20 protein-coding genes are annotated in these 26,046 nt (G+C 71.0%); 6 read left to right on the top strand and 14 right to left on the bottom strand.

Features of this window, described 5'->3' with window-relative positions:
- Positions 1-17: 17 nt before the first annotated feature.
- The 8 genes from ABD823_RS05300 to ABD823_RS05265 form a co-directional block, all read right to left on the bottom strand.
- Complete coding sequence (locus tag ABD823_RS05300) at positions 18-1,598, bottom strand: catalase (RefSeq protein ID WP_344856482.1); 1,581 nt, start codon at positions 1,596-1,598, stop codon at positions 18-20.
- 297 nt (positions 1,599-1,895) lie between these two features.
- Complete coding sequence (locus ABD823_RS05295) at positions 1,896-2,903, bottom strand: LacI family DNA-binding transcriptional regulator (protein ID WP_344856480.1); 1,008 nt, start codon at positions 2,901-2,903, stop codon at positions 1,896-1,898.
- The gene (locus ABD823_RS05290; protein ID WP_344856478.1) at positions 2,894-4,045 is read right to left on the bottom strand and encodes a dienelactone hydrolase family protein; all 1,152 of its coding nucleotides are present in this window, start codon (positions 4,043-4,045) and stop codon (positions 2,894-2,896) included. The genes ABD823_RS05295 and ABD823_RS05290 overlap by 10 nt, the downstream gene beginning before the upstream one ends.
- A gap of 3 nt (positions 4,046-4,048) precedes the next feature.
- Positions 4,049-5,335: a Gfo/Idh/MocA family protein gene (locus tag ABD823_RS05285; RefSeq protein WP_344856476.1), complete on the bottom strand. Its 1,287-nt coding sequence runs from the start codon at positions 5,333-5,335 to the stop codon at positions 4,049-4,051.
- A gap of 202 nt (positions 5,336-5,537) precedes the next feature.
- On the bottom strand, positions 5,538-6,812 hold the full coding sequence (locus ABD823_RS05280) for an ABC transporter substrate-binding protein (protein WP_344856473.1): 1,275 nt from the start codon (positions 6,810-6,812) through the stop codon (positions 5,538-5,540).
- 67 nt (positions 6,813-6,879) lie between these two features.
- The gene (locus ABD823_RS05275) at positions 6,880-7,743 is read right to left on the bottom strand and encodes a carbohydrate ABC transporter permease (protein WP_425566565.1); all 864 of its coding nucleotides are present in this window, start codon (positions 7,741-7,743) and stop codon (positions 6,880-6,882) included.
- The gene (locus ABD823_RS05270; RefSeq protein ID WP_425566564.1) at positions 7,727-8,722 is read right to left on the bottom strand and encodes a carbohydrate ABC transporter permease; all 996 of its coding nucleotides are present in this window, start codon (positions 8,720-8,722) and stop codon (positions 7,727-7,729) included. Before ABD823_RS05270 ends, ABD823_RS05275 begins: the two co-directional genes overlap by 17 nt.
- 329 nt (positions 8,723-9,051) lie before the next feature.
- On the bottom strand, positions 9,052-10,008 hold the full coding sequence (locus ABD823_RS05265; protein ID WP_344856471.1) for an aldose epimerase family protein: 957 nt from the start codon (positions 10,006-10,008) through the stop codon (positions 9,052-9,054).
- 399 nt (positions 10,009-10,407) lie between these two features.
- Between ABD823_RS05265 and ABD823_RS05260 the strand changes: the two genes are divergently transcribed.
- The 5 genes from ABD823_RS05260 to ABD823_RS05240 all read left to right on the top strand — a co-directional run bounded on the left by ABD823_RS05260 (position 10,408) and on the right by ABD823_RS05240 (position 17,743).
- Positions 10,408-11,295, top strand: coding sequence for an NAD-dependent epimerase/dehydratase family protein (locus tag ABD823_RS05260; RefSeq protein ID WP_344856469.1), 888 nt, complete (start codon positions 10,408-10,410; stop codon positions 11,293-11,295).
- A 22-nt stretch (positions 11,296-11,317) separates the two neighbouring features.
- On the top strand, positions 11,318-12,202 hold the full coding sequence (locus ABD823_RS05255) for a 5-dehydro-4-deoxyglucarate dehydratase (protein ID WP_344856467.1): 885 nt from the start codon (positions 11,318-11,320) through the stop codon (positions 12,200-12,202).
- On the top strand, positions 12,199-13,251 hold the full coding sequence (locus ABD823_RS05250) for a mandelate racemase/muconate lactonizing enzyme family protein (protein WP_344856465.1): 1,053 nt from the start codon (positions 12,199-12,201) through the stop codon (positions 13,249-13,251). The genes ABD823_RS05255 and ABD823_RS05250 overlap by 4 nt, the downstream gene beginning before the upstream one ends.
- Positions 13,239-15,248, top strand: a complete 2,010-nt coding sequence (locus ABD823_RS05245) for a DUF6807 family protein (protein ID WP_344856463.1) — start codon at positions 13,239-13,241, stop codon at positions 15,246-15,248. Before ABD823_RS05250 ends, ABD823_RS05245 begins: the two co-directional genes overlap by 13 nt.
- Positions 15,249-15,475: 227 nt before the next feature.
- Entirely contained in the window at positions 15,476-17,743 is a 2,268-nt protein-coding gene (locus ABD823_RS05240) for a pectinesterase family protein (RefSeq protein WP_344856461.1), read from the top strand.
- 94 nt (positions 17,744-17,837) lie between these two features.
- Here ABD823_RS05240 and ABD823_RS05235 read toward each other — a convergent pair whose 3' ends face one another.
- A complete protein-coding gene (locus ABD823_RS05235) occupies positions 17,838-18,377 on the bottom strand; it encodes a DUF1062 domain-containing protein (RefSeq protein WP_344856459.1) in 540 nt (179 codons plus the stop codon).
- 649 nt (positions 18,378-19,026) lie between these two features.
- On the opposite strand from ABD823_RS05235, the gene ABD823_RS05230 reads away from it, so the two are divergent.
- Positions 19,027-19,904, top strand: a protein-coding gene (locus ABD823_RS05230) for an IS5 family transposase (protein WP_344856583.1) whose coding sequence is annotated in 2 segments (ribosomal slippage) — positions 19,027-19,420 and positions 19,420-19,904 — 879 coding nt in all. Because the reading frame shifts where the segments join, the coding sequence is not laid out codon by codon here.
- Positions 19,905-19,928: 24 nt separating this feature from the next.
- Here the strand turns inward: ABD823_RS05230 and ABD823_RS05225 are convergent.
- The 5 genes from ABD823_RS05225 to ABD823_RS05205 form a co-directional block, all read right to left on the bottom strand.
- Positions 19,929-20,252: a putative quinol monooxygenase gene (locus ABD823_RS05225; protein WP_344856457.1), complete on the bottom strand. Its 324-nt coding sequence runs from the start codon at positions 20,250-20,252 to the stop codon at positions 19,929-19,931.
- 55 nt (positions 20,253-20,307) lie between these two features.
- Positions 20,308-21,132 (bottom strand): alpha/beta fold hydrolase, encoded by an 825-nt coding sequence (locus ABD823_RS05220; RefSeq protein ID WP_344856455.1) that lies wholly within the window; start codon positions 21,130-21,132, stop codon positions 20,308-20,310.
- A 163-nt stretch (positions 21,133-21,295) separates the two neighbouring features.
- Positions 21,296-24,079 (bottom strand): ATP-binding protein, encoded by a 2,784-nt coding sequence (locus tag ABD823_RS05215; protein WP_344856453.1) that lies wholly within the window; start codon positions 24,077-24,079, stop codon positions 21,296-21,298.
- A 356-nt stretch (positions 24,080-24,435) separates the two neighbouring features.
- The gene (locus ABD823_RS05210) at positions 24,436-25,677 is read right to left on the bottom strand and encodes a low temperature requirement protein A (RefSeq protein ID WP_344856581.1); all 1,242 of its coding nucleotides are present in this window, start codon (positions 25,675-25,677) and stop codon (positions 24,436-24,438) included.
- Positions 25,674-26,033 carry a putative antibiotic biosynthesis monooxygenase gene (locus ABD823_RS05205; protein WP_344856590.1) on the bottom strand — a complete coding sequence of 120 codons (360 nt, stop codon included), beginning with the start codon at positions 26,031-26,033 and terminating at the stop codon, positions 25,674-25,676. Before ABD823_RS05205 ends, ABD823_RS05210 begins: the two co-directional genes overlap by 4 nt.
- Between the last annotated feature and the right edge of the window lie 13 nt (positions 26,034-26,046).

Raw genomic sequence — 26,046 nt, 5'->3', positions numbered from 1 at the left:
CGTGCGGCCGGGCGCGCTCAGGCGCCGGCGTTCGTGGCGCCGTCCGCCAGCACCTCGGCGGGACGCTGCGGGGCGTCGGGCGCGGCGCCGGGCACGTCGTCGGTCGTGGCCTCCTTGTAGGCGGCCTCGATCCGCTCGCCGATGCCGCGGTCGATGTTCTTCCAGTACTGGAAGGCGCGGGACAGGACGGGCTCGACGACCCCGCCGGCGAGGCTGCCGGCGACCGTGCGGACGAGCCGCTCGCGCTGGGCGTCGTCGAACACGTCGCGGACCAGCGCGCCGGCCTGCGAGAAGTCGTCGTCCTCCGGGTGGAGGGCGTAGGCGCTGCGCACCATCTCGCCGTCGCTCTCCCAGCCGTCCTCGACCGGGCCGCTCTGGTCGGCCCAGCCGCGCCCGTAGGAGTTCGGGGCGTAGACCGGGGCCGTGCCGGAGTGCTCGAAGGCCATGTTCCCGTCGAAGGTGTAGGAGTTGGCGGTCGCGGTCTTCGGCTTGTTCACCGGCAGCTGGAAGTAGTTGGTGCCGATGCGGGCGCGCTGGGCGTCGGCGTAGGCGAAGACCCGGCCGAGCAGCATCTTGTCGGGCGAGACGCCGATGCCCGGCACGAGGTTCGACGGCGCGAACGCGGCCTGCTCGATCTCGGCGAAGAAGTTCTCCGGGTTCCGGTTCAGCGTCATCGTCCCGACCTTGATGAGCGGGTAGTCCTTGTGGGACCACACCTTGGTCAGGTCGAACGGGTTGATCCGGTAGGTCTTGGCGTCCTCGTACGGCATGACCTGCACGTGCAGCGTCCAGCTGGGGAACTCCCCGCGCCCGATGGCCTCGTGGAGGTCGCGGCGGTGGAAGTCGGCGTCGGTCCCGGCGAGGCGGTCGGCCTCGTCGTTGGTCATGTTCTGCACGCCCTGGTCGGTCATGAAGTGGTACTTCACCCAGAACCTCTCGCCCTGGGCGTTGATCCACATGTAGGTGTGCGAGCCGTACCCGTTCATGTGGCGCCACGACCTCGGCAGGCCGCGGTCGCCCATGACGTAGGTGACCTGGTGGGCCGACTCGGGGTTGAGCGTCCAGAAGTCCCACTGCATGGTGTTGTCCCGCAGGCCCGAGCCCGGCATGCGCTTCTGGGAGCGGATGAAGTGCGGGAACTTCATGGGGTCGCGCAGGAAGAAGACCGGGGTGTTGTTGCCGACGATGTCGTAGTTGCCCTCGGAGGTGTAGAACTTCAGCGCGAAGCCGCGCACGTCGCGCCAGGTGTCGGGCGAGCCCTGCTCGCCGGCCACGGTGGAGAAGCGGGCCAGCATCTCGGTCCTGGCGCCCTTCTGGAACAGGGCGGCCTTGGTGTAGCGGGAGACGTCCTCGGTGGTCTCGAAGACGCCGAACGCGCCGGCGCCCTTGGCGTGCGGGTTGCGCTCCGGCACCCGCTCGCGGTTGAAGTGCGCGAGCGTCTCGATGAGCCGCACGTCGTGCAGGAGCAGCGGGCCGTTGCTGCCCACGCTCAGCGAGTTGCGGTCGCTGACCGCGGGTGCGCCGGATTCCGTGGTCGAACCCGCGCCGTTGCTCGGGACGTGCCCCGGGGTGGGCAGGGCGCCGTTGGACTCGGTCAAGTCGGTCTCCTTCATCAGGTGGACGTGGATGCGCGTACGCCTGGGGCGGCACCGTCCGGACGGCCGGGCATGCCGGAGCCGTCGGTGCCTCGCGTGGCGCGGGGGCCTCCACCTCGGGCGACACCTGGAGGCGGGAGGTCGGCACGTCCTATATAACCACCTTTTCTTGAGTCATTCAAAAAAACGATGCCATCAGATCTGCTTCGGAGGCGTGAGCTCGGACACACCGGCGCGGCTCCGGGCCGCCGTGAGGGGCCCGGAGCCGCGTCAGAGGCGCGGGGGGAGGCGGGCCCGTGTTCAGGCGGGCAGGGGCGCTCCGACCCGGCCGGCGGCCCGGGTGGACTCGCGCACGATGAGGTGGGTCTCCAGCCGGGCCAGCGTGGGCGTCCCGGTGTCCCCGGCGTTGACGGCCGCCAGCAGCAGGTCGACCGCCATCCGGCCGGCGGCCGCGGTCGGCATCGTGATCGTCGTCAGCTTCGGCCGGTTCAGCCGGCCCGGCAGGCTGTCGTCGACCCCGATGACGCTCAGGTCACCGGGCACGCTCAGCCCCCGCTCGTGCAGGCCCTCGATCAGGCCCAGGGCGACCAGGTCGTTGTAGCAGAGCACGCCCGTCGCCCCCGACCCGGCGACCGCCGCCGCGGCGGCCAGCCCGCCCTGCTCGGTCGGTTCGTTGGGGCGCAGCACGGTCAGCTCCAGGCCCGACTCGTCCGCGGCGGCGGTGGCGGCGGCGTGCATCTCCTCGCTCGTCCACGAGCCGCTCGGTCCGGACAGCAGGGCGATCCGGCGGTGGCCCAGGGCCGCCAGGTGCTCCACCGCGGCCCGCACCCCCTGTCCCACGTCCATCAGCACCGTGGACAGGCCCTTCACCCTCCGGTTGACCACCACGAACGGCACCTGCGCCCGCAGCCGCTCGATCACCCGGTTCGACAGGCGCGGACTGCACAGCAGCACCCCGTCGACCTGCTTGCAGAGCATCTCGATGAGCTCCTGCTCCAGCAGCGGGTCCTCGTCGGTGTCCGCCACGAACACGTGGTAGTCCCGCTCCCGCGCCTGCGCCTGCGCCGCCTTGATCAACGGAGGGAAGAACGGGTTGGCGATGTCCGCCACGATCAACCCCAGGTTGTGGGTGCGCCCCGTGGTCAGCGCCCGCGCCGCCCGGTTCGGCCGGTATCCCAGCTCCTCAGCCACCGTCAGCACCCGGTTGCGCGTCTCCGCGCTCACCAGCTGCGGGGCGGAGAACGTCCGGGACACGGTCGAGACGTGCACCCCCGACGCCCGCGCCACATCCCTGATCGTCACCGCCATGGCTCACCTCTTTCTCCTGTCAGACGGCGGGCGAGCCAGTCGAAGACCCGCTCCTGCGCGGGGACGTCGAAGCAGTGACCCGCATCGGCGAACACGCCGGTGTAGTCGGCCGGGGCCTGCCGGTAGTGGTTTCGGATCATCGTGTGGGCGCGGCGCATCCCGGCCGGGGGGAGGATGGGGTCGTGCTCGCCGTACCAGACCAGCAGGGGGCGGGGGGCTGCGCAGGCGACCAGGTCGGGCAGGTCGCAGAGCCTGGACAGCCCCGGGGGGTACAGCATCCAGGTGTGGCCGGCGACGTGGCCGTCCAGCAGGTCGCGGTAGGAGGAGACCATCGCCACCACGGCGACCGCGGCCGTGCCGGGGTCGAAGGCGCCGAGCAGGGCCGCGCGCAGGCCGCCGCCGGACAGGCCCGCGCAGCCGACGGCCCCGACGTCGGGGCGCGAGCGCAGGTAGGCCGCCGCCGCCAGGTCCTCGCCCGCGACGACGCCCGCGTAGGAGGTGCCGAGCACGGTGCAGTACTTGGCCAGCACGTGTTCGTACCGGGCGGCCGCGGCGTCGTACCGGTCGGCCTCGCCGAGGCCGGGCTCGGGGAGCCCGCGGACGTCGTCGGGCATGTCCGCCAGCGGGATCCGGCGGCTTCCCCAGCCCAGCACGTCGGGCACCAGCACGGTGAACCCGCGCGCGGCCAGCTCCTGCGCCCACGCCCTGCCGCCGTAGATCGAGGCCCGCAGCCGGGCCACCTCGGCGGAGTGGCCCTCCGGGCCGTCGGCGATCTTCTCCTTGCCCGCCCACTTCATGCCGGCGTGGCAGTGCAGCGCGAGCACGCCCGGCAGCACCGCGTCACCGGCCTCGCGGGGGCGCAGCACGTAGGCGCGGGTCCGGGGGCCGAAGCCGACGTCCCAGGAGACCTCCTCGCCGCGGACGCCGCCCGCCGTCCAGGTCCGCTCGGTCCGCACGTCCGCGGCGGCCAGGTCGAGCACGCCCAGCACGTCGCGCGCCCGCTCGCGCAGTTCGGGACCGGGGGGAGGCGGGGGGAACAGCCCGCGCTGCGCCGCGGCGATCCCGGCGAGGGCGGAGAACTCGCCGAGATGCCGCAGACTTCCAGGTCTGTCGGCGGAACCGCCGGCAGGATCGGACCGCACGGCTCAGCTGTCCGCCATGCGGGTGCCGCCGTCGACCAGGTGGACCGGCCGCCCGGTGCGGATGGACTCGTTGGCCGAGGCGCCGATCATGACGCTGCGGATGCCGTCGAGGTAGCCGGCCTGCCGGGCCAGCGCGTCGTCGCCGGGCCCGCGGAAGACGTCGTCCAGCAGGAGCCGGTCGCCGCCGCCGTGGCCGCCGGCGCCCTGCTCGATCGGGATCTCCTCCGCCTCCTGCCAGTGCCGGTGCAGCAGGAGCCTCTCCCAGGCGCCCGTGGCGTGCTCCTTGGAGGCGGCGGTCGGGTCGATCGCGGCGTGCGGCGGCGTCCACGCCCGCTCGCACACCTCCAGCTCGATCCGGCCGCCGGTGCCGTTGAAGACGACCCGGTAGCCCTCGTAGGGGGCGTGCGCGTTGAGGGAGTAGGTGAGCATGGCCCGGTTGTCGTAGCGGACCAGGACCGCCATGTTGTCCTCGATCGTGACGCCCTCGGTGAAGACGTCCTGGTCGCGGATGTAGCCGTCCTCGTGTTCGGCGTCCAGGTAGAGGCGCTTGAGCCGCGGGTCGGCGGAGATGTCCAGGATGAACGGGTCGCTGCCGAGGCCGGGCGCGCCCTGGCCGCGCTCGGGCCGCGCGTCCAGGCCGCGGGCGCGGGCGTTCTCGGCGCCGTAGAAGCGCAGGTCGCCCTGGGCGTACACGGTCCGCGCGGTGGCGGCCAGCCACCAGTTGACCAGGTCGAAGTGGTGGGTGGACTTGTGCACCAGCAGGCCGCCGGAGTTCGCCTTGTCGCGGTGCCAGCGGCGGAAGTAGTCGGCGCCGTGGATGGTGTCCAGGGCCCAGTCGAAGTGCACGGAGGTGACCTCGCCGATCGCGCCCTCCATGATGAGGCGGCGGACCGCGGAGTTGCGGGGCGAGTAGCGGTAGTTGAAGGTGACGACCAGGGAGCCGGTGCTCCGCTCGGCGGCGGCGGCGATCGCGGCGCAGCCGGCGGCGTCGATCGTCAGCGGCTTCTCCACGATCACGCGCTTGCCCGCCTCCAGCGCCGTGATGACGTAGTGGGCGTGCGTGGCGTCCACCGTGGCGACGACCACCGCGTCGCACAGGTCGAGCATCTTGGTGTAGTCGTCGGGCGCGAAGCGGGGGACGTCCCCGCCGATGCGCTCGGCGTAGTAGTCCATCCGGGTCCGGTTGGTGTCGCACAGGGCGACGATCTCACCGGTGTCCCGCCAGTCGCCGAGCAGCGCGTCGACGTACATCTGGGCGCGGTGGCCGAGCCCGACGAATGCGTATCTCATCTCTTCTCCCCGATTGGTGTGCCGTACGGCCCGCGCGCGGTCCGCACGAGCCGTACGGCAGGCATGAGGGTGTCTTCTCAGCCGGCGGCCGACGGGCGCCGGGTCAGGAGGCGCCGGGTGACCCGGCGCCGGCCGGCCGGTCGGTGGCGGCCCGGCCGGTGGCGGTCCGGCCGAGCGGTGGCGCGGCCCGGCCGGTGGCGGCTCAGCCGGAGATGGCCGCGTTGGCCTCCTCGAGGAACTTGGCGGCCGCGTCCTCGGGGGTCTGCTGCCCGGCGGTCACCGCCTCGGTGTAGCGCTTGATGATGTCCTCCATCTTCGAGGCGCCCTTCGGGGGGACGATCGCCTGGGTGAGCTCGCTCCTGATCTGCTCGATGAAGTCCACGCTCTGCTGGTCGGCCGGGGTCAGCTTGCCCTTGATGGCCTCCAGGACCTTGGAGTTGATCGGCAGGCCGCGGTCGCTGAGCAGGATGCCGCCGGCCTCCGGGTCGTTGAGCAGGAAGTCGACGAACTTCTGCGCCTCGGCCGGGTGCTCGGTCTTGCTGGAGATCGTCCAGTGCATGGCGGGCTGGAGGAACATGCCGTTGCCGCCGGAGGCGTCCAGCTTCGGCATGCGGAGCATGGTCAGCTCGGAGCCGGACACCTTGCTGAGGGTGCCGAGCTGGTTGCTCCACCACATGCCGAACGCGCCCTTGTTGGTGCCGATCAGCGACTGCTCCACGCCACCGGCGATGATCTCGTTCATCTTCGCGGCGTCGGGCGAGGCCTTGGTCTCGATCATGGTGAGGAAGGTGCCCCACCACGCCTTGAGCGTGTCGGCCGAGATGCCGATCTTGCCGTTGTCGTAGAGCTTCTCACCGCGCTGCGCGGCGTAGATGGTGGGGAAGGTCGGGTTGTTGGAGGTGTACTCGGTGCCGTAGTACTCGCCCTTGCCGGCCTCGCTGATCTTGGCGGAGAGCTTGATGTAGTCGTCCCAGGTCCAGGTCTTGTCGTCCGGGAGCTCCACGCCCGCCTTGTCGAGGACGGCCTTGTTGGCGTACATCGCGAAGACGTTGACGCCGGTGGGGATGGCGTACTGCTTGCCGTCGACCTGGTTGGCCTTCAGCACCTCCTGGTCGAGGTCGGCGGTGTTGACCTTGCCGGCGAGGTCGAGGAGGGCGCCCCGGCCGGCGTACTCGGCCAGACCGCGGATCTCCAGCGTCATGACGTCGGGCGCGTCGTTGGCCGCGACCTTGGTGGCCAGCGACTCGTAGTAGCTCGGCCAGTCGGAGAACTCGCCGACCACGTCGATGTTCGGGTTCTTCTTCTCGAACGCCGCGATGACCTGCTCGGTGAGCTTCTGCCGGGAGTCGGAGCCCCAGTAGGAGAAACGGATCTTGACCTTGCCGTCGGCGGACTCGCCGCCGCCGTCGCCGCCGCCGCAGGCGGTCAGGGTCAGTGCCGCCGCGGCGAGAAGGGCAACCGTCTTGAGAGAGCGCATCTCTCGGTCCTTCCTCTTAATCATTTTCAGGGGGGTTGAAGAGGACATGCTCGGGGTGGGACAGGACTTACTTGAGACCCGTGGTGGCCATACCGCGGATCAGGTACTTCTGACCGGCCAGGAAGAACCCGAAGATCGGTCCGAGGGCGATGATCGACATGGCGAACATCGGTCCCCACGACGACTCACCGCTGGAGTCCAGGAAGGTGCGCAGCGCCACCGGGACGGTGAAGTTGTCGGGGTTGTTCAGGTAGAGCAGCTGGCTGAAGAAGTCGTTCCACGTCCAGATGAACGTGAAGATCGCCGTGGTGGCCAGTGCCGGGGTGCAGAGCGGGAGGATGACCCGGAAGAAGGTGCGCCAGTAGCCGGCGCCGTCGATCGAGGCGGCCTCGTCGAGCTCCCGCGGGAGCGTCCTGATGAACTGGACCATCAGGAAGATGAAGAACGAGTCGTGGGCCAGGAACTTCGGCAGGATCAGCGGCCAGATCGTGTTGATCATGTCCAGCTGGGCGAACATGATGTACTGCGGGACGATCACCACGTGGAGCGGCAGCATGATCGTGCCGAGCATGAGCGCGAACCAGAGCTTCTTCAGCGGGAAGTTCAGCCGGGCGAAGGAGTAGGCGGCCAGCGAGCAGGCGGCCAGGTTGCCGATGACCGACAGCACCGTGATGAGCGCCGAGTTCCACAGGTAGTAGCTGAAGGGGTGGGCCAGCGCGTCCCAGCCCTCGGTGTAGTTCTCGAAGGTGATCTCGCTGGGGATCAGCCCGGGCTCGCGGAAGATCAGCTCCTCCGGCTTGAGCGAACTGGAGATCATCCACAGCAGCGGGTAGAGCATGACCAGGCCGAAGCCGATCAACATCAGGTGCTTGGCACCCCTGGAGACCCGGCGCCGGTACAGGACCGGATTCCGGCTACTTGCTGTCGCCATAGAAGACCCAATACTTGGACGCGAGGAAGTTGATCCCGGTCAGACCGGCGATGATGACCACGAGCACCCAGGCCATCGCCGAGGCGTAGCCCATCTCGTAGTGCTTGAACCCCTTGAGGTAGAGGTAGAGCGTGTAGAAGAGCGTGGAGTCGTTCGGGCCGCCGGTGCCGTTGCTGACGATGAACGACTGGGTGAACGACTGGAACGACTTGATGATCTCCAGCACGAGGTTGAAGAAGATGATCGGCGTGAGCAGCGGCAGCGTGATCGACCTGAACTGCTGGACGGCGCCCGCGCCGTCGATCGCGGCGGCCTCGTAGTAGCTGCTCGGGATCTGCCGGAGGCCGGCCAGGAAGATGACCATCGGGGCGCCGAAGGTCCACACGTGCAGCAGGATCAGGGTGCTCAGCGCGGTGTCGGGGTTGTTGACGTAGCTGGTGCCCTCGACGCCGAAGAGGCCGAGCACCGCGTTGACCAGGCCGTCGGCTCCGAAGATCTTCCGCCAGAGGATGGCGATCGCCACGCTGCCGCCGAGCAGCGAGGGCAGGTAGTAGACCGACCGGTAGAACGACAGGCCCCGCAGGCCGCGGTCCAGCAGCAGCGCCAGCGCCAGGGCGAAGCCGAGCTGGAGGGGGACCGAGACCACCACGTAGATCGCGGTGACCTTCAACGAGGCCCAGAAGCGGGGGTCCTCGGTGAACAGCTTGACGTAGTTGTCCAGCCCGACCCACTCGGCCTCCTCCAGGAGGCTGTAGTTGGTGAAGGACAGATAGAACGAGGCCACGATCGGGCCGACCGTGATCAGGAACAGGCCCACGAACCACGGGATGAGGAACGCGTAGGCGGCCAACGCCTCACGGCGAGAGCGGTTGACGACCGGCCCGCTTCCCCGTGCGGGGGCGGGGGGCGTGACCACGGGCTTCTTCAGCGACAACGAATCAACCACGGCGGAACCCCTGCATGGATCGGGCCCGGACATTTCCTGATTCGATCGTCATCACGGGACCTCCCGATGTGACGTGATTGGATGGCGCTTTCCTATAGGTCCCGGAAAGCCGCGTCAACCCTTTGCAGGCGTTACCTGCTTGTTACCGATATATCGGCATGAACGTTTCCGCAGGTGGCCGGGTTAACGTCAGGTTTCCGGCGGTAGAGATTCTCGAAACAATTGCTCCGTTGCTACAAGCGGTTGCAGCAAACAGGGTAGATCCAGTCATGGGATGACTGGCTTTTTCCTGGGGAATGGAGGGCCGCGCCGCTCCGGCGGGAACCGGTCGCGGCGCACCTCCCCGGGCGGGCCGGACCCCGTCAGAACAGGAACCGGTAGGTCGTGGCCGAGACGTGCTCCTGCCCCGGGCGGAGCACGGTGGAGGGGAAGTCGGGCCGGTTGGGCGAGTCGGGGAAGTGCTGCGTCTCCAGGCAGAGTCCGGCGTGCCTGCCGTACGGCGTGGCGACGCCGTCCAGCATGTGGCCGGTGTAGAACTGGACCCCCGGCTCGGTGGTCGTCACCTCCATCGCCCGGCCGCTCACCGGTTCCTGGACCCGCATCGTCCCGCCGGGGCGCAGCACGTAGCAGTGGTCGTAGCAGCCGGAAAGGCGCGCGCCCACCGCCGTCGGCCTGGTGAAGTCGTACGGCGTGCCCGCCACCGGCGCCGGTGCGCCGGGCAGCGGGATCTTGCCCTCGTCGACCGGCAGGTAGTGGTCGGCCTCGATGGTGACGACGTGGCCGAGCACGTCGCCCCCGCCGGCGAGGTTGAAGTAGGAGTGGTTGGTCAGGTTGAGCACGGTGGGCGCGTCCGTGGTGGCGCGGTAGTCGATCCGCAGCTCGTCGCGGTCGGTGAGGGTGTAGGTGACGCTCACGGTGAGCGTGCCCGGGTAGCCCTCCTCGCCGTCCGCGCTGACGTAGGTCAGCCGGACGGCCCGCTCGCCGTCCGGCTCGGCCCGCCAGACCCGCTTGTCGAACCCGGCCAGGCCGCCGTGGAGGCTGTGGCCGTTGTTGTTGAGCGGCAGCCGGTACTCCGTGCCGTCGAGGGTGAAGCGGCCGCCCGCGATGCGGTTGCCGTACCGGCCGACGACCGCGCCGAAGTAGCGGCTGCGGTTGAGGTAGTCGTCCACCGTGGGCAGGCCGAGGACGACGTCGGTCCCGTCGGGCAGCTCGACCGACTGGACGATCGCGCCGAGGGTCAGGATCCCCGCGCGCATCCGGCCGTTCGACAGGACGTGCCGCTCCACGGCGTCGCCGGCGGGGGTGAATCCGAATCTCACGTGAGCTCGCTCTCTGCGTCTGTGCTGTGTGGGTCGCTGTGCGGTCGCCGCGTGGTCCCCGTGCGGTCGCCGGGAGGGTTCCCGTCCGGCCGGAGCCAGCGTCCGCGGTCCGGGGAGCCGCTCCGGCGGCCGGACGGCGTGCCCGCAGGCGGGGCGCAGGCCGCACCGCCCGCGGCACCGTAACGCAAGCGGTTGCATCGCTACCAGGCGCGGACGGGGGGCGAGGCCGGTTTTCTGCTACCGGTTGTGGAGTCTGCCGTCTGGGATCCCGATGAAGCAGCAGGTCAGAAAGGTGGTGAAAATTTACGCCTTGACGTTTCCGCGAGATAGCGCCACTGTTTGGCGCAACTGGTTGCAGTCTCTGAGCGTGCTCGTGACTGCCAGAAGGGAAAGACACCCGTGAGCAGAACTCTTGTCACCGGGAGCGCCGGGCGCCTCGGTCGCAGCGTCGTGTCCGCGCTCGCCGCGGCGGGACACGAGGTGATCGGGGTGGACACCGTGCCGGGCACCCCCGCCGACGCCGCCGAGACCCTCCCTGCGGACCTGACCGACCTCGGCGAGGCCTACGAGGTGATCGCCCGGTTCCGGCCCGACGCCGTCGTGCACCTGGCCGCGATCGCCACCCCGTTCAGCCGCAGCGACCAGGTGATCTTCCGTACCAACACGCAGCTGGCCTTCAACGTCTGCGACGCGTCGGTGGCGCTGGGCGTGGGCAAGGTGGTCGTGGCCAGCAGCCCGACCGTCATCGGGTACGGCCGCCCGGGCGGTTGGGCCCCCGCCTACCTCCCGCTCGACGAGGACCACCCGGCCGAGCCGTGGAACGCCTACAGCCTGTCCAAGCACGTCGCCGAGGAGACCATGCGCTCCTACGCCCGTGCGGCCGCCGCCACGAAGCTGGCCGCGGTGCGGCCCTGCTTCGTGATCGCGCCGGAGGAGTGGGAGGGCGCGCCGACCCAGTCCGGCCACACGGTGACCGAGCGGCTGGACCGGCCCGAGATCGCCGGGGTCTCGCTGTTCAACTACATCGACGCCCGCGACGTGGGCGACCTGTTCATCGCCCTGCTCGGCAAACTGCCCGAGCTGCCGAACGGCGAGACCTTCTTCGCCGGGGCCGCCGACGCCCTGGCCCGCGAGCCGCTGGCGGAGCTGCTGCCGAAGGTCATGCCCGGCACCGCGGGCTTCGCGGACGGCCTGACCGGCACCGCCCCCGCCTTCTCCTCCGCCAAGGCCGAGCGCATGCTCGGCTGGCAGGCCAAGCGCAGCTGGCGCACCGAGCTCTCCACCTGAGCAGTCCTGAAGGGAAACGACCATGAATCTCAGCGGAGTCCTGTTCTTCCCGGTGACCCCGTTCGACAGCGAGGGCGCGCTGGCCGCCGACGTGCTGGCCGAGCACATCGGCCGGGGCCTGGAGCACGGGCCGGGAGGCGTCTTCGTGGCCTGCGGCACCGGGGAGTTCTCCGCGCTGTCCCAGGCCGAGCACGCCCGCGCCGTCGAGGTGGCGGTCAAGACCGTCCAGGGCGCGGTGCCGGTGCTCGCGGGCGCGGGCGGCCCGCTCGGCGCGGCCCTGGAGCAGGCCCGCGCGGCCCGCGCCGCGGGCGCCGACGGCCTGCTGCTCATGCCGCCCTACCTGATGCTGGGCAGCCGGGCGGGCTTCGCCGAGTACGTCCGCGCGATCGCCGCGGAGCTGCCCGTGGTCGTCTACCAGCGCGGCGCGCTGGTGCTCGAACCCGACGCGGTGGTGGAGCTGGCCCGCATCCCCGGCGTGGTCGGCCTCAAGGACGGCCTGGGCGACATCGACCGGTTCCAGCGCACCGTGCTGGCCGTCCGGCGGGAGGTCGGCCCGGACTTCACGTTCTTCAACGGCCTGCCGACCGCCGAGCTCACCATGCCGGCCTACCGCGGTCTCGGGGTGGAGCTGTACTCCTCGGCCGTGTTCGCCTTCGCCCCGGAGATCGCCACCGCGTACTTCAACGGCGGCGAGCTGAGCGAGCGGCTGCTGGCCGAGTTCTACGCGCCCCTGGTCGAGCTGCGCGGCAAGGGACCGGGCTACGCGGTCGCCCTGGTCAAGGCCGGGCTGCGCCTGCGCGGCCTGGACGTCGGCCCGGTCCGGGCGCCGCTGAGCGACCTCACCCCCGAGCACGAGGCGGAGCTGAGGGCGCTCATCGAGCGCGGCCTCGCCCTGGTGTCCGCATGATCAAGGATCTGAGGACCACCCTGCGGTCGGCGCCGCTGCGCCGGCCGTGGGGTGCGGACGTGCCGTACAACCACGTGGTCGTCTGCGAGGTCACGCTGGAGGACGGGCGGGTCGGCACCGGGTTCTCCTGGACGCCGCAGATCGGGGCGCACGCCGTCAGAGCACTGCTCGACCACGACATCCGCGAGGCCGTCATCGGCATGCCCGCCCACCCGGAGGTGGTCTGGGACCGGCTGCGCACGCACCTGAGCGAGGCCGGGCGCGGCGGGCTGACCACCGTCGCGATGGCCGGGGTCGACCTGGCCCTGTGGGACCTGCGCTGCGCCGGCTCCTCCCTGGTGGACGTGGTCGGCCCGCGCCGGGCGAGCGTCCCGGTGTACGGCAGCGGCGTCAACCTGCACTACTCCCTTCAGGAGCTGGTCGAGCAGGCCGGGCGCTGGAAGGCCGCGGGCTACCCGGCCGTCAAGGTCAAGGTGGGCCGGCCCGACCTGGCCGAGGACGTCGAGCGGGTCGCCGCGGTCCGCGAGGTCGTCGGCCCCGACGTGCTCCTGATGGTCGACGCCAACCAGCGCTGGGACCTGCACCGGGCCCGCCGCGCGATCGCCGCGCTGGAGCCGTACGGCCTGCACTGGATCGAGGAGCCGCTGCCGGCCGACGACGTCGCCGCCCACGTGGAGCTGCGGCGGAGCATCGGGGTGCCGGTGGCGGTCGGCGAGAACGTCTACACCGTCCACGGCTTCCGCGACCTGCTGACCGCCGGCGCGTGCGACGTGGTCCAGCCCAACGTGGTCAGGGTCGGCGGCGTCACCCCGTTCCTGCGGATCGCCGAGCTGGCCCGCGCCTTCGACGTGCCTGTCTACCCGCACCTGCTGACCGAGCTGTCGGGCCAGCTCGCCCTCACCCTGCACCACCCGGTCATGGTGGAGCTGGTCGAGGACGCCTCCCTGGCCGACCTGGGGCTGCTGGCCGAGCCGTACCCGGTGGAGATCGACGGCACCGAGCTGCGTTCGGCCGGCCGGCCGGGACTGGGGATGACATGGGCGAGCTGAACGGCGGGCCGGTCCGGATCGTGCTCGCGGGCGCCTACGGCCACGGCCGCTCCCACCTGGAGAACCTGCGCCGCCTGACCGGGCTGGGCCTGGTCGAGCTGGCGGGGGTCTGCGACGTGCTCCCGGTGGACGCCGACCGGCTGCACGGCCTGGGCGCCCCGGAGCAGGCCCGTCCCGAGGACCTGGCCGGGCTGATCGAACGCACCGGCGCGCAGATCACCATCCTCTGCACGCCCATCGACACCCACGCCGAGCTCGCGGTGACCGCGCTGCGCGCGGGCTCCCACCTGCTGCTGGAGAAGCCGCCGGCGGCGTCGATGGCCGACTTCGAGCGGATCGCCGCGGCGGTCGAGGAGACCGGCCTGGCCTGCCAGGTCGGCTTCCAGAGCCTCGGCTCGGCCGCGGTCCCCGCGGCGCGCAAGCTGATCGCCTCCGGTGAGCTCGGCGAGGTCCGCGGCATCGGGGTGGCGGGCGCCTGGGAGCGGCCGGCCGACTACTTCACCCGTTCGCCCTGGGCCGGCCGGCGCCGCCTGGACGGGCGGGACGTGGTGGACGGCGCGCTCACCAACCCGTTCGCGCACGCCACCGCCACCGCGCTGGCGGTCGCCGGGGCCGAGGAGCGCGGCGCGATCGCCTCGGTCGAGCTGGAGCTGTTCCACGCCAACCCGATCGAGTCCGACGACACCTCCGCGGCCCGGATCCGCCTGGCGGACGGCCGGGTGATCACCGTGGCGGTGACGCTGTGCGCGACGGGGCGCACCGAGCCGTACCTGCTCCTGCACGGCTCGGCGGGCACGGCGCGGCTCACCTACACCACCGACGACCTCGACGGGACCGTGCATCCCCGCACGGACCTGCTGCAGAACCTGGTCGAGCACGTCAGGGCCGGCGCGGAGCTGCTGGTCCCGCTGGCCCGCACCGGCGCCTTCATGGAGTTCATGGAGGCGGTACGGCTGGCGCCCGACCCGCTGCCGATCGCCGACGAGCACCAGACGATCCACCCCGGCCGGCGCGAGGTGCCCGGCGTCAGGGAGCTGACGGACGCCAGCGCCGAGCGGCTGGCCCTGTTCTCGGAGCTGGACGTGGCCTGGGCCGCCGGGTCCGGCGGGAAGGAGCCGCGGACGGCCCGCGGGAACGCGCGCGAGCTGCGGGTGGCGGGCACGCCGGTGGCCTCCTACGTGTGGGAGCCGGACCTGCCGGCGACCGACTCGCCCCGGCCGTACCTGCACCCGGTGCGGACGCTGGGCGGCGTGGAGGTCACCGAGTACCGCCCCGACGACCACGTGCACCACCTGGGCGTCAGCCTGGCGATCTCGGACGTCGGCGCGGTGAACTTCTGGGGCGGCCGGACCTTCGTCCGCGACCGGGGGCCGAGCTGGCTGGGCGACCACGGCCGGCAGCGGCACGACGCCTTCGAGGAGACCGGGGACGGGTTCGCCGAGGAGCTGACCTGGCTCGGGCCGGACGGCGCGGTCGTCGCCCGCGAGCGGCGGACCGTGCTGGCCGCGGCCCTGCCCTCCGGCGGGCCCTCCGGCGCGTCCGGTGACGTGCCCGGCGCGGCGGGCGGCGACGCCTGGATGCTGGACTTCGCCTTCACGCTCACCGTGCGCGAGCCGCTGGAGATCAAGAGCTCGGCGTGCAAGGGACGGCCGGGCGCCGGGTACGGCGGGTTCTTCTGGCGCGCGCCCAAGTCCTCCCCGGACGTCGCCGTCTTCACCGGCGAGGCCGAGGGCGAGCAGGCGGTCCACGGCAGCGTCACGCCCTGGCTGGCGCTGGTGTCCGGCGCCTGGAGCCTGGTCTTCGTCCAGCTCGGCCACGTGGACCCGTGGTTCGTGCGGGTCGCCGAGTACCCCGGCGTCGGCCCCGCGCTGGCCTGGGACCGGCCGCTGGCCGTCGCCGACACCCTGAGCCGGCGCGTGGTCACGGTCGTGGCGGACGGACGGCTCGACCGGGCCGCCGCCGGGCGGCTGGCACGGGCGGCGGGAGCGCCGTCCTGACCTGAGGTCCGCGCGGTCCGGGCGTTCCTGCCCGCCCGGCCGCGCACGCCGGAGGCCCCGGGGGTCCTGCACCCCCCGGGGCCTCCGGCGTGCCCGTGATCCGGCCTGTATTTGCAACCCCTTGTAGTCGGGAAAGCCTTTTCCTTTGAGGCTATTGACGTTAATCGAGGATTACGCCAACGTTTCGTGCAACCGATTGCCACACTCCCCCCACGCAAGGTTGCAGCATGCGACTTCTGTTACTCGCACCGGTGATCGCTCTGACCGTCACCGCCGCGGCCGCGCCGGCCCTGGCGGTGGCCAAGCCATCCCCTTCCACCATCGTGGTCGCCGCCGACGGCTCCGGAGACCACACGACCGTGCAGGACGCCGTCGACGCCGTCCCCGCCGGCAACACCAAGCCCGTCACCATCCTGGTCCGCGAGGGCACCTACAAGCAGCAGGTGGTCATCCCGGCGGACAAGCCGTACATCTCGCTGGTCGGCGACACCTCCGACCCGAGCAGGGTCGTGCTCACCTTCGACGCCTCCGCCTCCACCCCCAGGCCGGACGGCTCGGGCACCTACGGCACCTCGGGCAGCGCCTCCTACGTGATCAGCGCGCCGGACTTCACCGCCCGCAACCTGACCTTCGAGAACTCCTACGACGAGGCCGCCAAGGGCAACAGCCAGGCCGTGGCGGTGCGGACCACCGGGGACCGGCAGGTCTACGAGAACGTCCGCTTCATCGGCAACCAGGACACCCTCTACGCCAACACCGCCAGTGCCACCACCGTGGCCAGGCAGTACTTCCGCAACTGCTACGTCGAGGGCGACGTCGACTTCATCTTCGGCCGCGCCACCGCGGTCTTCCACAACTGCGTGATCAAGTCCCTGAACCGCGGCGCCGCCGACGGCAACAACGGCTACGTCACCGCGGCCAGCACGGAGATCTCCAACCCCTACGGGTTCCTGATCTACCGCAGCCAGCTGGTCAGCGACGCGCCCGCCAAGACCGTCCACCTGGGCCGCCCGTGGCCGGCCGGCGGCTCGGCCACCGCCCGCGGCCAGGTCCTGATCCGCGAGTCCTGGCTCGGCCAGCAGTTCAAGGACGCCCCCTGGACCGACATGTCCGGCCTGAACTGGCGGGACGCCCGGCTGTCGGAGTACCTCAACCACGGCCCCGGCGCGGCGGTCAACGACGACCGGCCGCAGCTGACCAGGGAGCAGGCCAGGCAGCACGATCCGGAGGACTACCTGAGGGGCACCGACGGCTGGGACCCCTTCCGCAGCTTCCCCTCCTTCTCCGACAAGCAGCTCGGCCGCCAGGTGCTGCCCGAGAACGACGGCTGGGCCGCCGAGGGCGCCGGCACCACCGGCGGCTCGGCCGCCCGCCCGGAGAACATCCACACCGTCTCCACCGCCGCGCAGCTGCGCGCCGCGCTCGGGGACCCGGCCGACAACACCCCGAAGATCATCTATGTCAAGGGCGCCATCGACGCCGACACCGACGCCGCGGGCAACCCGCTCACCTGCGAGTCCTACGCCGTGAACGGCTACAGCCTGCAGGCGTACCTGGCCGCCTACGACCCGGCCGTCTGGGGCAGGGACAAGGTGCCCTCAGGGCCGCTGGAGGACGCCCGCAAGGCCTCCTACGACAAGATGGCCCAGCACGTCACCATCACCGTCGGCTCCAACGTCACCCTGGTCGGCCTGGGCCCCGACGCCGCGCTGAAGAGCTTCGGCATCCGGGTCACAGGCGCCGACAACGTCATCATCCGCAACCTCACCATCACCGACACCTCCGACTGCTTCCCGCAGTGGGACCCGACCGACGGTGAGGGGGGCGCGTGGAACGCCTCCTTCGACAACATCGAGATCTCCGGCTCCACGCACGTCTGGCTGGACCACAACACCCTCAACGACGGCGACAACCCCGACTCCGGCCAGCCGACCTACTTCGGCCGGCCGTACCAGGTGCACGACGGCCTGCTCGACGTGGTGCGCGGCTCGAACTACGTGACGCTCTCCTGGAACCACCTGAGCAACCACGACAAGGTGACGCTGATCGGCAACACCGACAACGGCACCCGGTACGGCGAGACCGACAAGCTCAAGGTCACGCTCCACCACAACCACTTCGAGGGCCTCGGCCAGCGGACCCCGCGGGTGCGCTTCGGCCAGGTGCACATCTACAACAACTACTACACCGGTGGTGACGACCACCTGTACAGCATCGGCGTGGGCGCCGAGTCGAAGGCCTACGTGCAGGCCAACGCCTTCAGCGGCATCCCCGCCGAGAAGGTCCTGTCGGTCTTCAAGGGCACCGCGGTCACCGCAGAGGACAACCTGGTCGACGGCAGGCCGGTCGACCTGGTCGCCGCCTACAACGCGGCCAACGACCCCGACCTCGGCTCCGACGCGGGCTGGACGCCGACCCTGTTCACCAGGATCGACCCCGCCCGGAAGGTCGCCCAGATCGTTCCCGCGCAGGCGGGAGCGGGCCGCCTCCGCTGACCGACCCCGGCGACCGCCAGCGGCCCGCACCCCGGTCACCGGGGTGCGGCCCGCTGGCGCGTGCACCGGCGGCTCCGGGTTCCGCCGCGCCGCGTCAGTCCCCGGCCATCACGGTGAAGGCGAACCCGGTGCTCGTCGGACGGCGCAGCGGGATGTCGCACTTGACCCGGTGCAGCACCTCGCTCCTGCTGAGGCCGAGCCCCTGTGCGATGAGCCGCTCCGGGCGCACCGGCACCGGATCCGCGAAGACGACCTCCACCTGGACCGGCCACGCCTCACCCGGCCGCGCCGGCGGGGTGTCCAGCCGCCAGGCATCCTTCCAATCCAGGGTGAAGCGGTTGCGTCGGGCGAGCAGCGGGTCCAGCAGCCTGGACGCCACCAGCTCCGGATCGTGGGCGCGGTAACCGTCGAGCTCGGCCGGGTCGAAGGATCCGACCGGTGTTCGCTCGTGCACGGTGAGCTTGCCCGTCCGGCCGCAGGACACGCAGCGGACCAGCAGCCACACGTCCAGCAGCTTGCCGTTGGCGTTGACGCGGAACCTGCCCTCGCCGGTGGTGGCCGACTCCGACCGGCAGCCCACGCACCGCAGCCACAGCAGGGGCAGCCTGGTCCGGCGGACGACCCAGGGCAGCACGATATGAGGTTGTGAAGACATGATCTCTCTAGACCTGACACGAGGCCGATCGAGCGCGGCCTCAGACGCCGTACGACCGGGCGCACGCGGGCAGCCCGGCAGAGCCGGCGGGAGGGCCGGCGTGGAGGTGAGCGGAAGAAGGCGTCAGATCTGAAGAGCAGGCGGGGTCACGCGGTCTTTGTCCTCTGTCCTCACTGCGACGGGGTCGCGGGCAACCTACGGGAGCGCGGCGGGAAGGCTCAAACGGTTTTCCGGCGCCGGTTGCTGCCGGTTGCGGACCCGCCCCGGCGAGTCCGCAACCGGGTGCCCGGGCCTGCCACGTGGATCACGCAACGGGCCTCGCCCGCGGTCACCGGTCGGCGGGCGCGCGACGAGGGCCACCCGGTGGGCCGGAGGCGGCGGAGGGGCCGACGTGCACACGATTCTTCACCGTCTCGGGGTTCGGGCGCAGACCGACGGACGCGATGGCAGATCGGTGGGAAACGGGTTCTAGCCGGAGCAGTTGTGCGTGTTGAGCTCTAGGGCGTGTTCCAGAAGTGAGTTGAGTGGCGGTTGCGGAGGTCGTAGATCGACAAAAGATGAGGTCTCCGGTAGATGAGTCAACGACCAAGAAGACCATCTGCACGGAGACCTCGTGGACACCTTACCGGTGGCGGGGCGGGCTGATCTGACCGATGCGCAGTGGGCGGTGCTGGAGCCGCTGCTGCCCGTCGCCCGGAAGCCGGGGCGCCCGCCGATCTGGACGAAACGGCAGCTCATCGATGGGATCCGATGGCGGGTTCGAGTGGGGGCGCCGTGGCGGGACGTGCCGGAGCGGTACGGATGCCGGCAGACGATCTACGGGTTGTTCCGGCGCTGGCAGCGTGCCGGCATCTGGCGGCGGATCCTGACCGATTTGCAGGCTCAGGCCGACGCGGCCGGACTGATCACGCGGGATGTGAGTGTCGACTCCACCGTCTGCCGGGCCCATCAGCACGCCGCCGGGGCGCGGGAAAGGGGGATCTGCAGGTTGAGCCGCCGGGCGGTGCGCAGGAGGAACCGGCTGATCACGGGCTGGGGCGCTCACGCGGTGGCCTGAGCACCAAGCTGCACCTGGCCACCGAGCAGGGCCGCAGAGCGCTGTCGATCGTGCTGACCGCCGGGCAGCGGGGTGGCAGCCCGCAATTCGCGGCGGCCTTGCAGGGCATCCGGATGCCCCGCTTGGGCGGTGGCCGGCCCCGTACCCGGCCGGACCGGGTGCTGGCCGATAAGGCCTACAGCTCGCGCGGCAACCGCCGTTACCTGCGCAGGCGCGGCATCAAGGCCACCATCCCGATCAAGCTCGACCAAGCCGCCGCCCGGCGCAGGAAGGGGTCCCAGGGCGGCCGGCCGCCCGCGTTCGACCCCGAGTCGTACAAGCTGCGCCACGCGGTGGAATGCGGCATCAACCGACTCAAGAGCTACCGAGCGGTGGCCACCCGATTCGACAAGCTTGCCGTGCGCTACGAAGCCACCGTCCACATCGCCGTGATCGACACCTGGCTATGAGCCCAACCACTTCTGAAACACGGCCTAGTGGGCGGGACGGAACGGGCGCAGTAGGCGGATGCCGTCCTCGATGGATCCGTCGATCAATGCGAGCATCTGCGGGACGAGTTCCCTCATCCGGGGCGCGGCGAGGTGGGCGTCGAGGTGGGCGCGGGTCTCCCAGCGTTCGTAGATGACGAATTCGCCGGGTCGGCCCTCGACTTCGTGGGCCTCGTAGTCGATGTTGCCGGGATCGTTGCGCGAGGGGGTGACGGCGGCGGTGATGAACGCCTTGAGGTCGGCCTCCCTGCCCGCCTTCGCCTTCGCGTCCCATACGACGGTCACGTAGCCGGTGGGTGTTGCGGTCATGGTGATTCCTGTTCTGTTCCGTGCTGCCGGGTTGTGTGTCGGTACCGGGCCGGTGTCAGCTCTCGATGAAGTCGAGGAGGTCGGCGTTGACGGTGTCGGCGTTAACGGTGCACATGCCGTGGGACAGCCCCGGGTAGACCTTCAGGCGCGCGTTCTTGGCCAACGTGACCGCCATCTCGGCGGAGTTGGCGATCGGGACGATCTGGTCATCGTCGCCGTGCATGATGAGCGTGGGCACGTCGATCGCCCGGAGGTCGTCGGTGAAGTCGGTCTCCGAGAACGCCTTGATCCCCTCGTAGTGCGCCTGCGCGCTGCCGGTCATTCCCTGGCGCCACCAGTTCTGGATGACGCCCTGGGAGATGTCCGCGCCCGGGCGGTTGAACCCGTAGAACGGCCCGGAGGCGAGGTCGAGGTAGAACTGGGAGCGGTTGGTGGCCACGGCCTCGCGGAAGCCGTCGAAGACCTCGACCGGCAGCCCTCCCGGGTTTGATTCGGTCTGGACCATGAGCGGCGGGACCGCTCCGATGAGGACGGCCTTGGCGACCCGCCCGGCACCGTGCCTGGCGGCGTACCGGGCGACCTCTCCGCCACCGGTGGAGTGGCCGACGTGGACGACGTCGCGCAGGCCGAGATGCGCCACCACGGCGGCGGCGTCCGCCGCGTAGCGGTCCATGTCGTGCCCGTGGCCGACCTGGGCGGAGCGCCCGTGCCCGCGGCGGTCGTGGGCGATGACCCGGTAGCCGTGCTGGACGAGGAACAGCAGTTGGGCGTCCCAGTCGTCCGAGCTCAGCGGCCAGCCGTGGTGGAACATGATCGGCCGGCCCGAGCCCCAGTCCTTGTAGAAGATTTCGGTTCCGTCGCTGGCGGTGACGAACGGCATGGTCTGCTCCTCGTGGTCTCGCCGCCCGGGTACCGGGCGGTTTCGATGTCTCCACGAGAATGGCTCGGCGGCCGTGCCGACAGCCTCCGTCAGCTGACTGACATCCGGCCGACGGCTCGCTTACGTCAGTACCGGGGCAGTGCTGAGACCCGACCGGTAGCTCTCACAGCCGGGTGGCCGGAGGCTCGGGAGGCAGCGCCTCCAGTGCGTCGCGGAGCTCGGCCCGCGATGTGATTCCCAGCTTCGGGAACACATGGTAGAGATGCGACGACACGGTCCGCGGCGAAAGGAACAGATGCGACGCGATCTGCGGGTTCGACAGGCCCGTCGCCGCCAGCCTGGCGACCTCCAGTTCCTGCGGGGTGAGGGCCTCACCGGCCTTGTTCCGGCCGGTCCGCGTCAGGCCGGTGGCGCGGAGCTCCGCAGTGGCCCGGGCCTCCCACGAACGGGCCCCGAGTTCCTCGAAGCGGTCGCGGGCGGCGGCCAGCTGCACCCGGGCGTCACGGTTGCGTCCTTGCCGGCGAAGCGCTTCGCCGTACGCCAGACGAGCATGGCCGACCTCGAAGGGCCACTGCTCGACGCCCGGCAGTGCGAGTGCCTCCTCGAAGCACCGGACCATGTCCTCGGCAGTTGACGTCATCGCCGTGACCGTGGCCGAGCTCAGCGCGAGCCGCGACGAGAGGTGGCCGACACCGGCGTCGCGAAGCGCGTCCGCGTGCCGTCGCGCCTCCGCGTGCCGCCCGGTGCGCACGGCGGCCTCGACGAGATCCGGCGCGGACCACACGGCCTCGGGATTGAACGGCGGCAGCACACCCGGGGCGCAGATCGCTGTGGCGTGCCGGAAGGCTGTCTCGAAGTCGGCGGCGCCGAGGGCCGCCCGGGCCGCCGCTTGGTGGGCGCAGTTCTCCAGCCGCCGCAGTCCCCTGGGCCCTGACCACCCCCAGACGGCCTCGCAGTGGCGGCGGCACGCGTCGAGGTCGCCGCGCTGGGCCGCGGCCATCGCGGCGATGTAGTGCCCCACCTGGGCGAACAAGTGGTATCCCGTCTCCTCGGACAGGGCGATGAGCTCATCCGCGGCGTCGGCCGACGGCTGCCACCGGCCGGTGTAGAGATCGTCCAGGGCGACGAACATCAGGGCCGGCATGCTGGACCCCACCGCGCCGCCGTCGCGTATGACCCGGGACACGGCTTCGCGGCAGCCCGGAAGTCGGTCGAGGTAGGAGGCGGTCAGGGCGGTGCGGATGACCACGTCGGCGTTACTCTGGTCCCTCAGCCGCGCGATCTCCTCGTCCAGCCGGCGCAGCATGCCGTCGGTGATGGAGCCGAGGTCGTGGTGGACGCGCCCCAGGTACGCCGCGGCGGCGGGCGCCGCCGCGGGAAGCTGTGCGAGGACCTTGACCAGAGGCTGCCAGTGCTCGGGCCGGCCCGAGTACTGGCTGGCGAGCGTGAGGGTGAAGAGCGCGGTCTCCAACTCGCCGGACGGCGGACCGGGCGACACCGGCGCCTGCTCGATCGCCGCCATCAGCAGCGTGTGGGCGGTGTCGGCGTCCCCTTCCGTGACGAGCACGAGGAAGCCGGCCGTCGCGGCCGCCGGGAGCGACCGGGCCGCCGGATCGCCCTCGACCTCACGCATGATCTCGTGGCTGACCTCCAGATGACCCGCGACCCAGGCGGCGACGTAGGCGGCCTGCGACAGGCGGCGTCTGCGGACTGCCCGGTCGGGGCTCAGCTCGGCCGCGCGCCGCAGCCTCACGATCGCGCCGTCGGCGTCACCGCGTCGCAGGCTGCTGCGGGCCGCCGACTCCACGGCGGCGGCGACCGCCTCGTCGGGCGCCGTCGTGGCTCTCGCGAGGTGGTCACCGCGCCGCTCGGGCTGGTCGCCCAGCGCGTCGGCCAGCCGGCGGTGGGCGGTGCGCCGCTGCTCGCCGGTGGAACCGTCGACCACCGCGGACCTGACCAGCGGGTGCCTGAAGCGCACCGTGCGGCCGTTCTCCGCGACCATGACCAGGTGGTCGCGCTCCGCGGGAGCGAGCCCGTCGAGCCCGCCCGGCCCGCCGGCCGCCTCGAGAATGCCGATGTCGCCGGAGCCCTCGAGAGCCGCGAGCAGCAGTACCTCGCGCGTTCTGTGCGGTAGCCGTCCGACGCGGGCGCTGTATAGAGCGCGCACGTCCCGTCCCTGGCCGCTCGCCCACCCCGCCCCTTGGCCGTGTTGGCCGCCGGACGCCCCGGTGGACCCGGCGAACTCGAGCAGAGCCAGGGGGTTTCCCTGTGCCTCGTGCGCCAAGGTCGAAAGGACCCGGCGGGGGAGGTGGGCGAAGCGCCGGGACAGCAGTCGCAGGGCGTCCGCGTCGTCCAGCGGCGCGATCTCGAGCTCCGGCAGACCGGTGGACCGGAAGGATTCTTCGGACTCCTCTCGCTGTGCTCCGAGCAGCCCGATGCGGCGACCGCCCAGTCTTCTGGCGACGAAACCCACCGCGGCCCGGCTCGCCTGGTCGACGGCATGAAGGTCATCGACCACGAGGAGCAACGGCCGCTCCTTCGCGGCCTCGTCGAACAGGGACAGCGCCGCGTTCAGGACGGCGATCTGGCTCGGCGCGGGGCCGGCGCCGAGACCGAGGGCGACCTTGAGGGCCTCCCGCGTGGAATGCGGTAGACGACCGAGCTCGTCCGGCAGCGAGCCGACGAGCTGATGGAGTCCCGCGAAGCTGATGTCCGTCTCGTACTCGTCGCCGCTCCCGCGGACGACCCGCATTCCCTTCGCCACCGCCAGCTCGGCGGTCGCGTCCAGGAGTGCCGTCTTGCCCACGCCCGGATCACCGGTGAGCAGCAGGGCGGCTCCGTTCATCCCGGCCATGTCCAGGAACGCCGCAAGCTCGGCGAGCTCGCTCTCCCGGCCGACCAGTCCGGTCGGGCCGACGCCCGTGTCTGTCCTTGACTTCGCCCACATCCGCCGTGTCCCTCGCTATACCTCGCGAGGCAGTCGAACCACCAGCCACGCACTTGACCAGCAATTATCGCACCCATCGGCAAACGGAGCCTGAAGCCATCTGCTTCGCCGACACCCGCAGCTCCCAGACGGAGATCATGCAGAACACCAGCCGGGCGCTGCGGGCCCCACCGCAACGACAGCACGAAGGTCACGTGGGACATCGTCCAGAGCCAGCGGGTTCGCGGTGCGAGCGGGTGCGTCCGGCGTCGTCGGCGTGAACAACGTGTCACCGTCGTTGAGCAGGTGCACCGGGCGCACGGCACGGGCGCGTCGTACGCCGTGCCGGCCAGGATCCCGCGGCGGCGAGGGTTCCCTCACAGAACTGGCACCGCGACGCCTTCCTCGCCTCTCCCGCGCTCCGGGCTCGCCCCGAGCGCCGTCAGCGTCACCCCGGCTGCCACCGCCAGCGCCGCCACCAGCCCCGCCGCGAGCACCGCCCAGTGACCCAGGAACGTACAGACGACCACCAGCAGCGCCGTGACCGGCAGCACCGACTGCTGGGCGATCCCCACCTTGTAGAAGCGCGAGTGCAGCGCCCACACCGTGAGCAGGAACAGCGCTGTCGGCAGCGTCACCGCCGCCGACGCCGACAGCGCCGAAAGGTGTGCCTTGCCCACCGCCTGCTCCACCGCCACCTCCAGACCGGCCCCGATCGCGGCACCCGAGACGAAGATCAGGTAATGGCCGTAACCCCAGAGGAAGGACTGCCGGTTGGACCGGAGGTGCCCGTGGATGGGGACCGCGAAGTACACCCACCAGGCGACGAAGACGATCAGCAGCCCGCCGGCGGCGATGGGCAGCAACTCACCCAGGGCCTCGTGCTCGTCGATCCCCGACTTCACGGCGACGGTGGCCGCCGCGATGGTCTCGCCGAGCACGATGAGCGTGAGCAGCCCGTACCGTTCGGCGATGTGGTGGGCGTGCCACGGCGTGGGGTGGGCCCGCTCCGCATACAGCGGTACGGCCATCTCCAGCAGCGCCATCACCAGAAAGACCCACGGGCGGCCGGCCTCCGGCAGGGCCAGTAGCCCCAGCCAGCCGATCTGGCACAGCCCGATGGCGTACCGCAGCGCCATCGTCCGCTCGGGGCCCTGGCTCGACCGCGCCACGCGCAGCCACTGCGCCGTCATGGCGAGCCGCATGATCACATAGCCCAGGATGACGACCAGGTACGCGTGTTCCTCGAACGCCTGGGAGACGCCTGCCGTCAGGACGAGCACGCCGGATATCTGGATCAGTGTGACGATCCGGTACAGCACGTCGTCGTTGTCGTAAGCCGAGGCGAACCACGTGAAGTTCATCCACGCCCACCAGATGGCGAAGAAGATCATCAAGTAGCTGAGGATCCCCTCGCCCGTGTGTCCCTCGACTATGGTGTGCACCAACTGGGCGCCTGCCTGGGCTATGGCCACGATGAAGCACAGGTCGAAGAAGAGTTCCAGTGAGGAGACGCCGCGGTGGGTCTCGTCGCGGCCTCGCGCCGTGAGCCTGCGCAGTGGTCTGTGGTGTACGGGCGCCGCGGGGCACACCGGCGGCGGAGCCGGGCTGCTCGTCATCTGGTGAGCCAAGCTCCGAAATGCCGCTGCAGTCGGGGATTGATCTGCCAGACCATCGCTGCTGCTGCCGCCGGGACGAGTACAGCGAGTCGCACCGGCAGGTACAGATGCTCCAGAACAGGGTTCGTGGCCAGGCCGAGCAGGACGATGGTGGGGTAGATACCGCACACGGTGAGGAGCCACAGCTTCCAACGCCGGACGGCGGCCGGAACGGTGGGGCCGAGCCGAGGTTCGGCGTTCGCGGACACGTTCCGGCTCTGCTCCCGGAGCGTATGCCGGATGTCTGTCACTGTCGGTGGGCTTGGCAGTCCAGGATCGCCGGCACCGTAGGCGTGGGGAACAGTTCTCTCGTTCATGGACCACTCCAAA

The sequence above is a fragment of the Planomonospora alba genome, assembly GCF_039534085.1.
In the GTDB taxonomy this organism is placed as follows: domain Bacteria; phylum Actinomycetota; class Actinomycetes; order Streptosporangiales; family Streptosporangiaceae; genus Planomonospora_B; species Planomonospora_B alba.
This window is presented reverse-complemented; position numbering and strand designations above follow the sequence as displayed.

Excerpts from the sequence above, each read along its gene's own strand:
- ABD823_RS05245 (WP_344856463.1), top strand. The coding sequence starts at position 13,239 with ATGGGCGAGCTGAACGGCGGGCCGGTCCGGATCGTGCTCGCGGGCGCC.
- ABD823_RS05210 (WP_344856581.1), bottom strand. The coding sequence starts at position 25,677 with ATGACGAGCAGCCCGGCTCCGCCGCCGGTGTGCCCCGCGGCGCCCGTA.
- ABD823_RS05225 (WP_344856457.1), bottom strand. The coding sequence starts at position 20,252 with ATGACCGCAACACCCACCGGCTACGTGACCGTCGTATGGGACGCGAAG.
- ABD823_RS05295 (WP_344856480.1), bottom strand. The coding sequence starts at position 2,903 with ATGGCGGTGACGATCAGGGATGTGGCGCGGGCGTCGGGGGTGCACGTC.
- ABD823_RS05250 (WP_344856465.1), top strand. The coding sequence starts at position 12,199 with ATGATCAAGGATCTGAGGACCACCCTGCGGTCGGCGCCGCTGCGCCGG.
- ABD823_RS05240 (WP_344856461.1), top strand. The coding sequence starts at position 15,476 with ATGCGACTTCTGTTACTCGCACCGGTGATCGCTCTGACCGTCACCGCC.
- ABD823_RS05270 (WP_425566564.1), bottom strand. The coding sequence starts at position 8,722 with ATGTCCGGGCCCGATCCATGCAGGGGTTCCGCCGTGGTTGATTCGTTG.
- ABD823_RS05205 (WP_344856590.1), bottom strand. The coding sequence starts at position 26,033 with ATGAACGAGAGAACTGTTCCCCACGCCTACGGTGCCGGCGATCCTGGA.
- ABD823_RS05215 (WP_344856453.1), bottom strand. The coding sequence starts at position 24,079 with ATGTGGGCGAAGTCAAGGACAGACACGGGCGTCGGCCCGACCGGACTG.
- ABD823_RS05220 (WP_344856455.1), bottom strand. The coding sequence starts at position 21,132 with ATGCCGTTCGTCACCGCCAGCGACGGAACCGAAATCTTCTACAAGGAC.
- ABD823_RS05275 (WP_425566565.1), bottom strand. The coding sequence starts at position 7,743 with ATGGCGACAGCAAGTAGCCGGAATCCGGTCCTGTACCGGCGCCGGGTC.
- ABD823_RS05285 (WP_344856476.1), bottom strand. The coding sequence starts at position 5,335 with ATGAGATACGCATTCGTCGGGCTCGGCCACCGCGCCCAGATGTACGTC.
- ABD823_RS05255 (WP_344856467.1), top strand. The coding sequence starts at position 11,318 with ATGAATCTCAGCGGAGTCCTGTTCTTCCCGGTGACCCCGTTCGACAGC.
- ABD823_RS05280 (WP_344856473.1), bottom strand. The coding sequence starts at position 6,812 with ATGCGCTCTCTCAAGACGGTTGCCCTTCTCGCCGCGGCGGCACTGACC.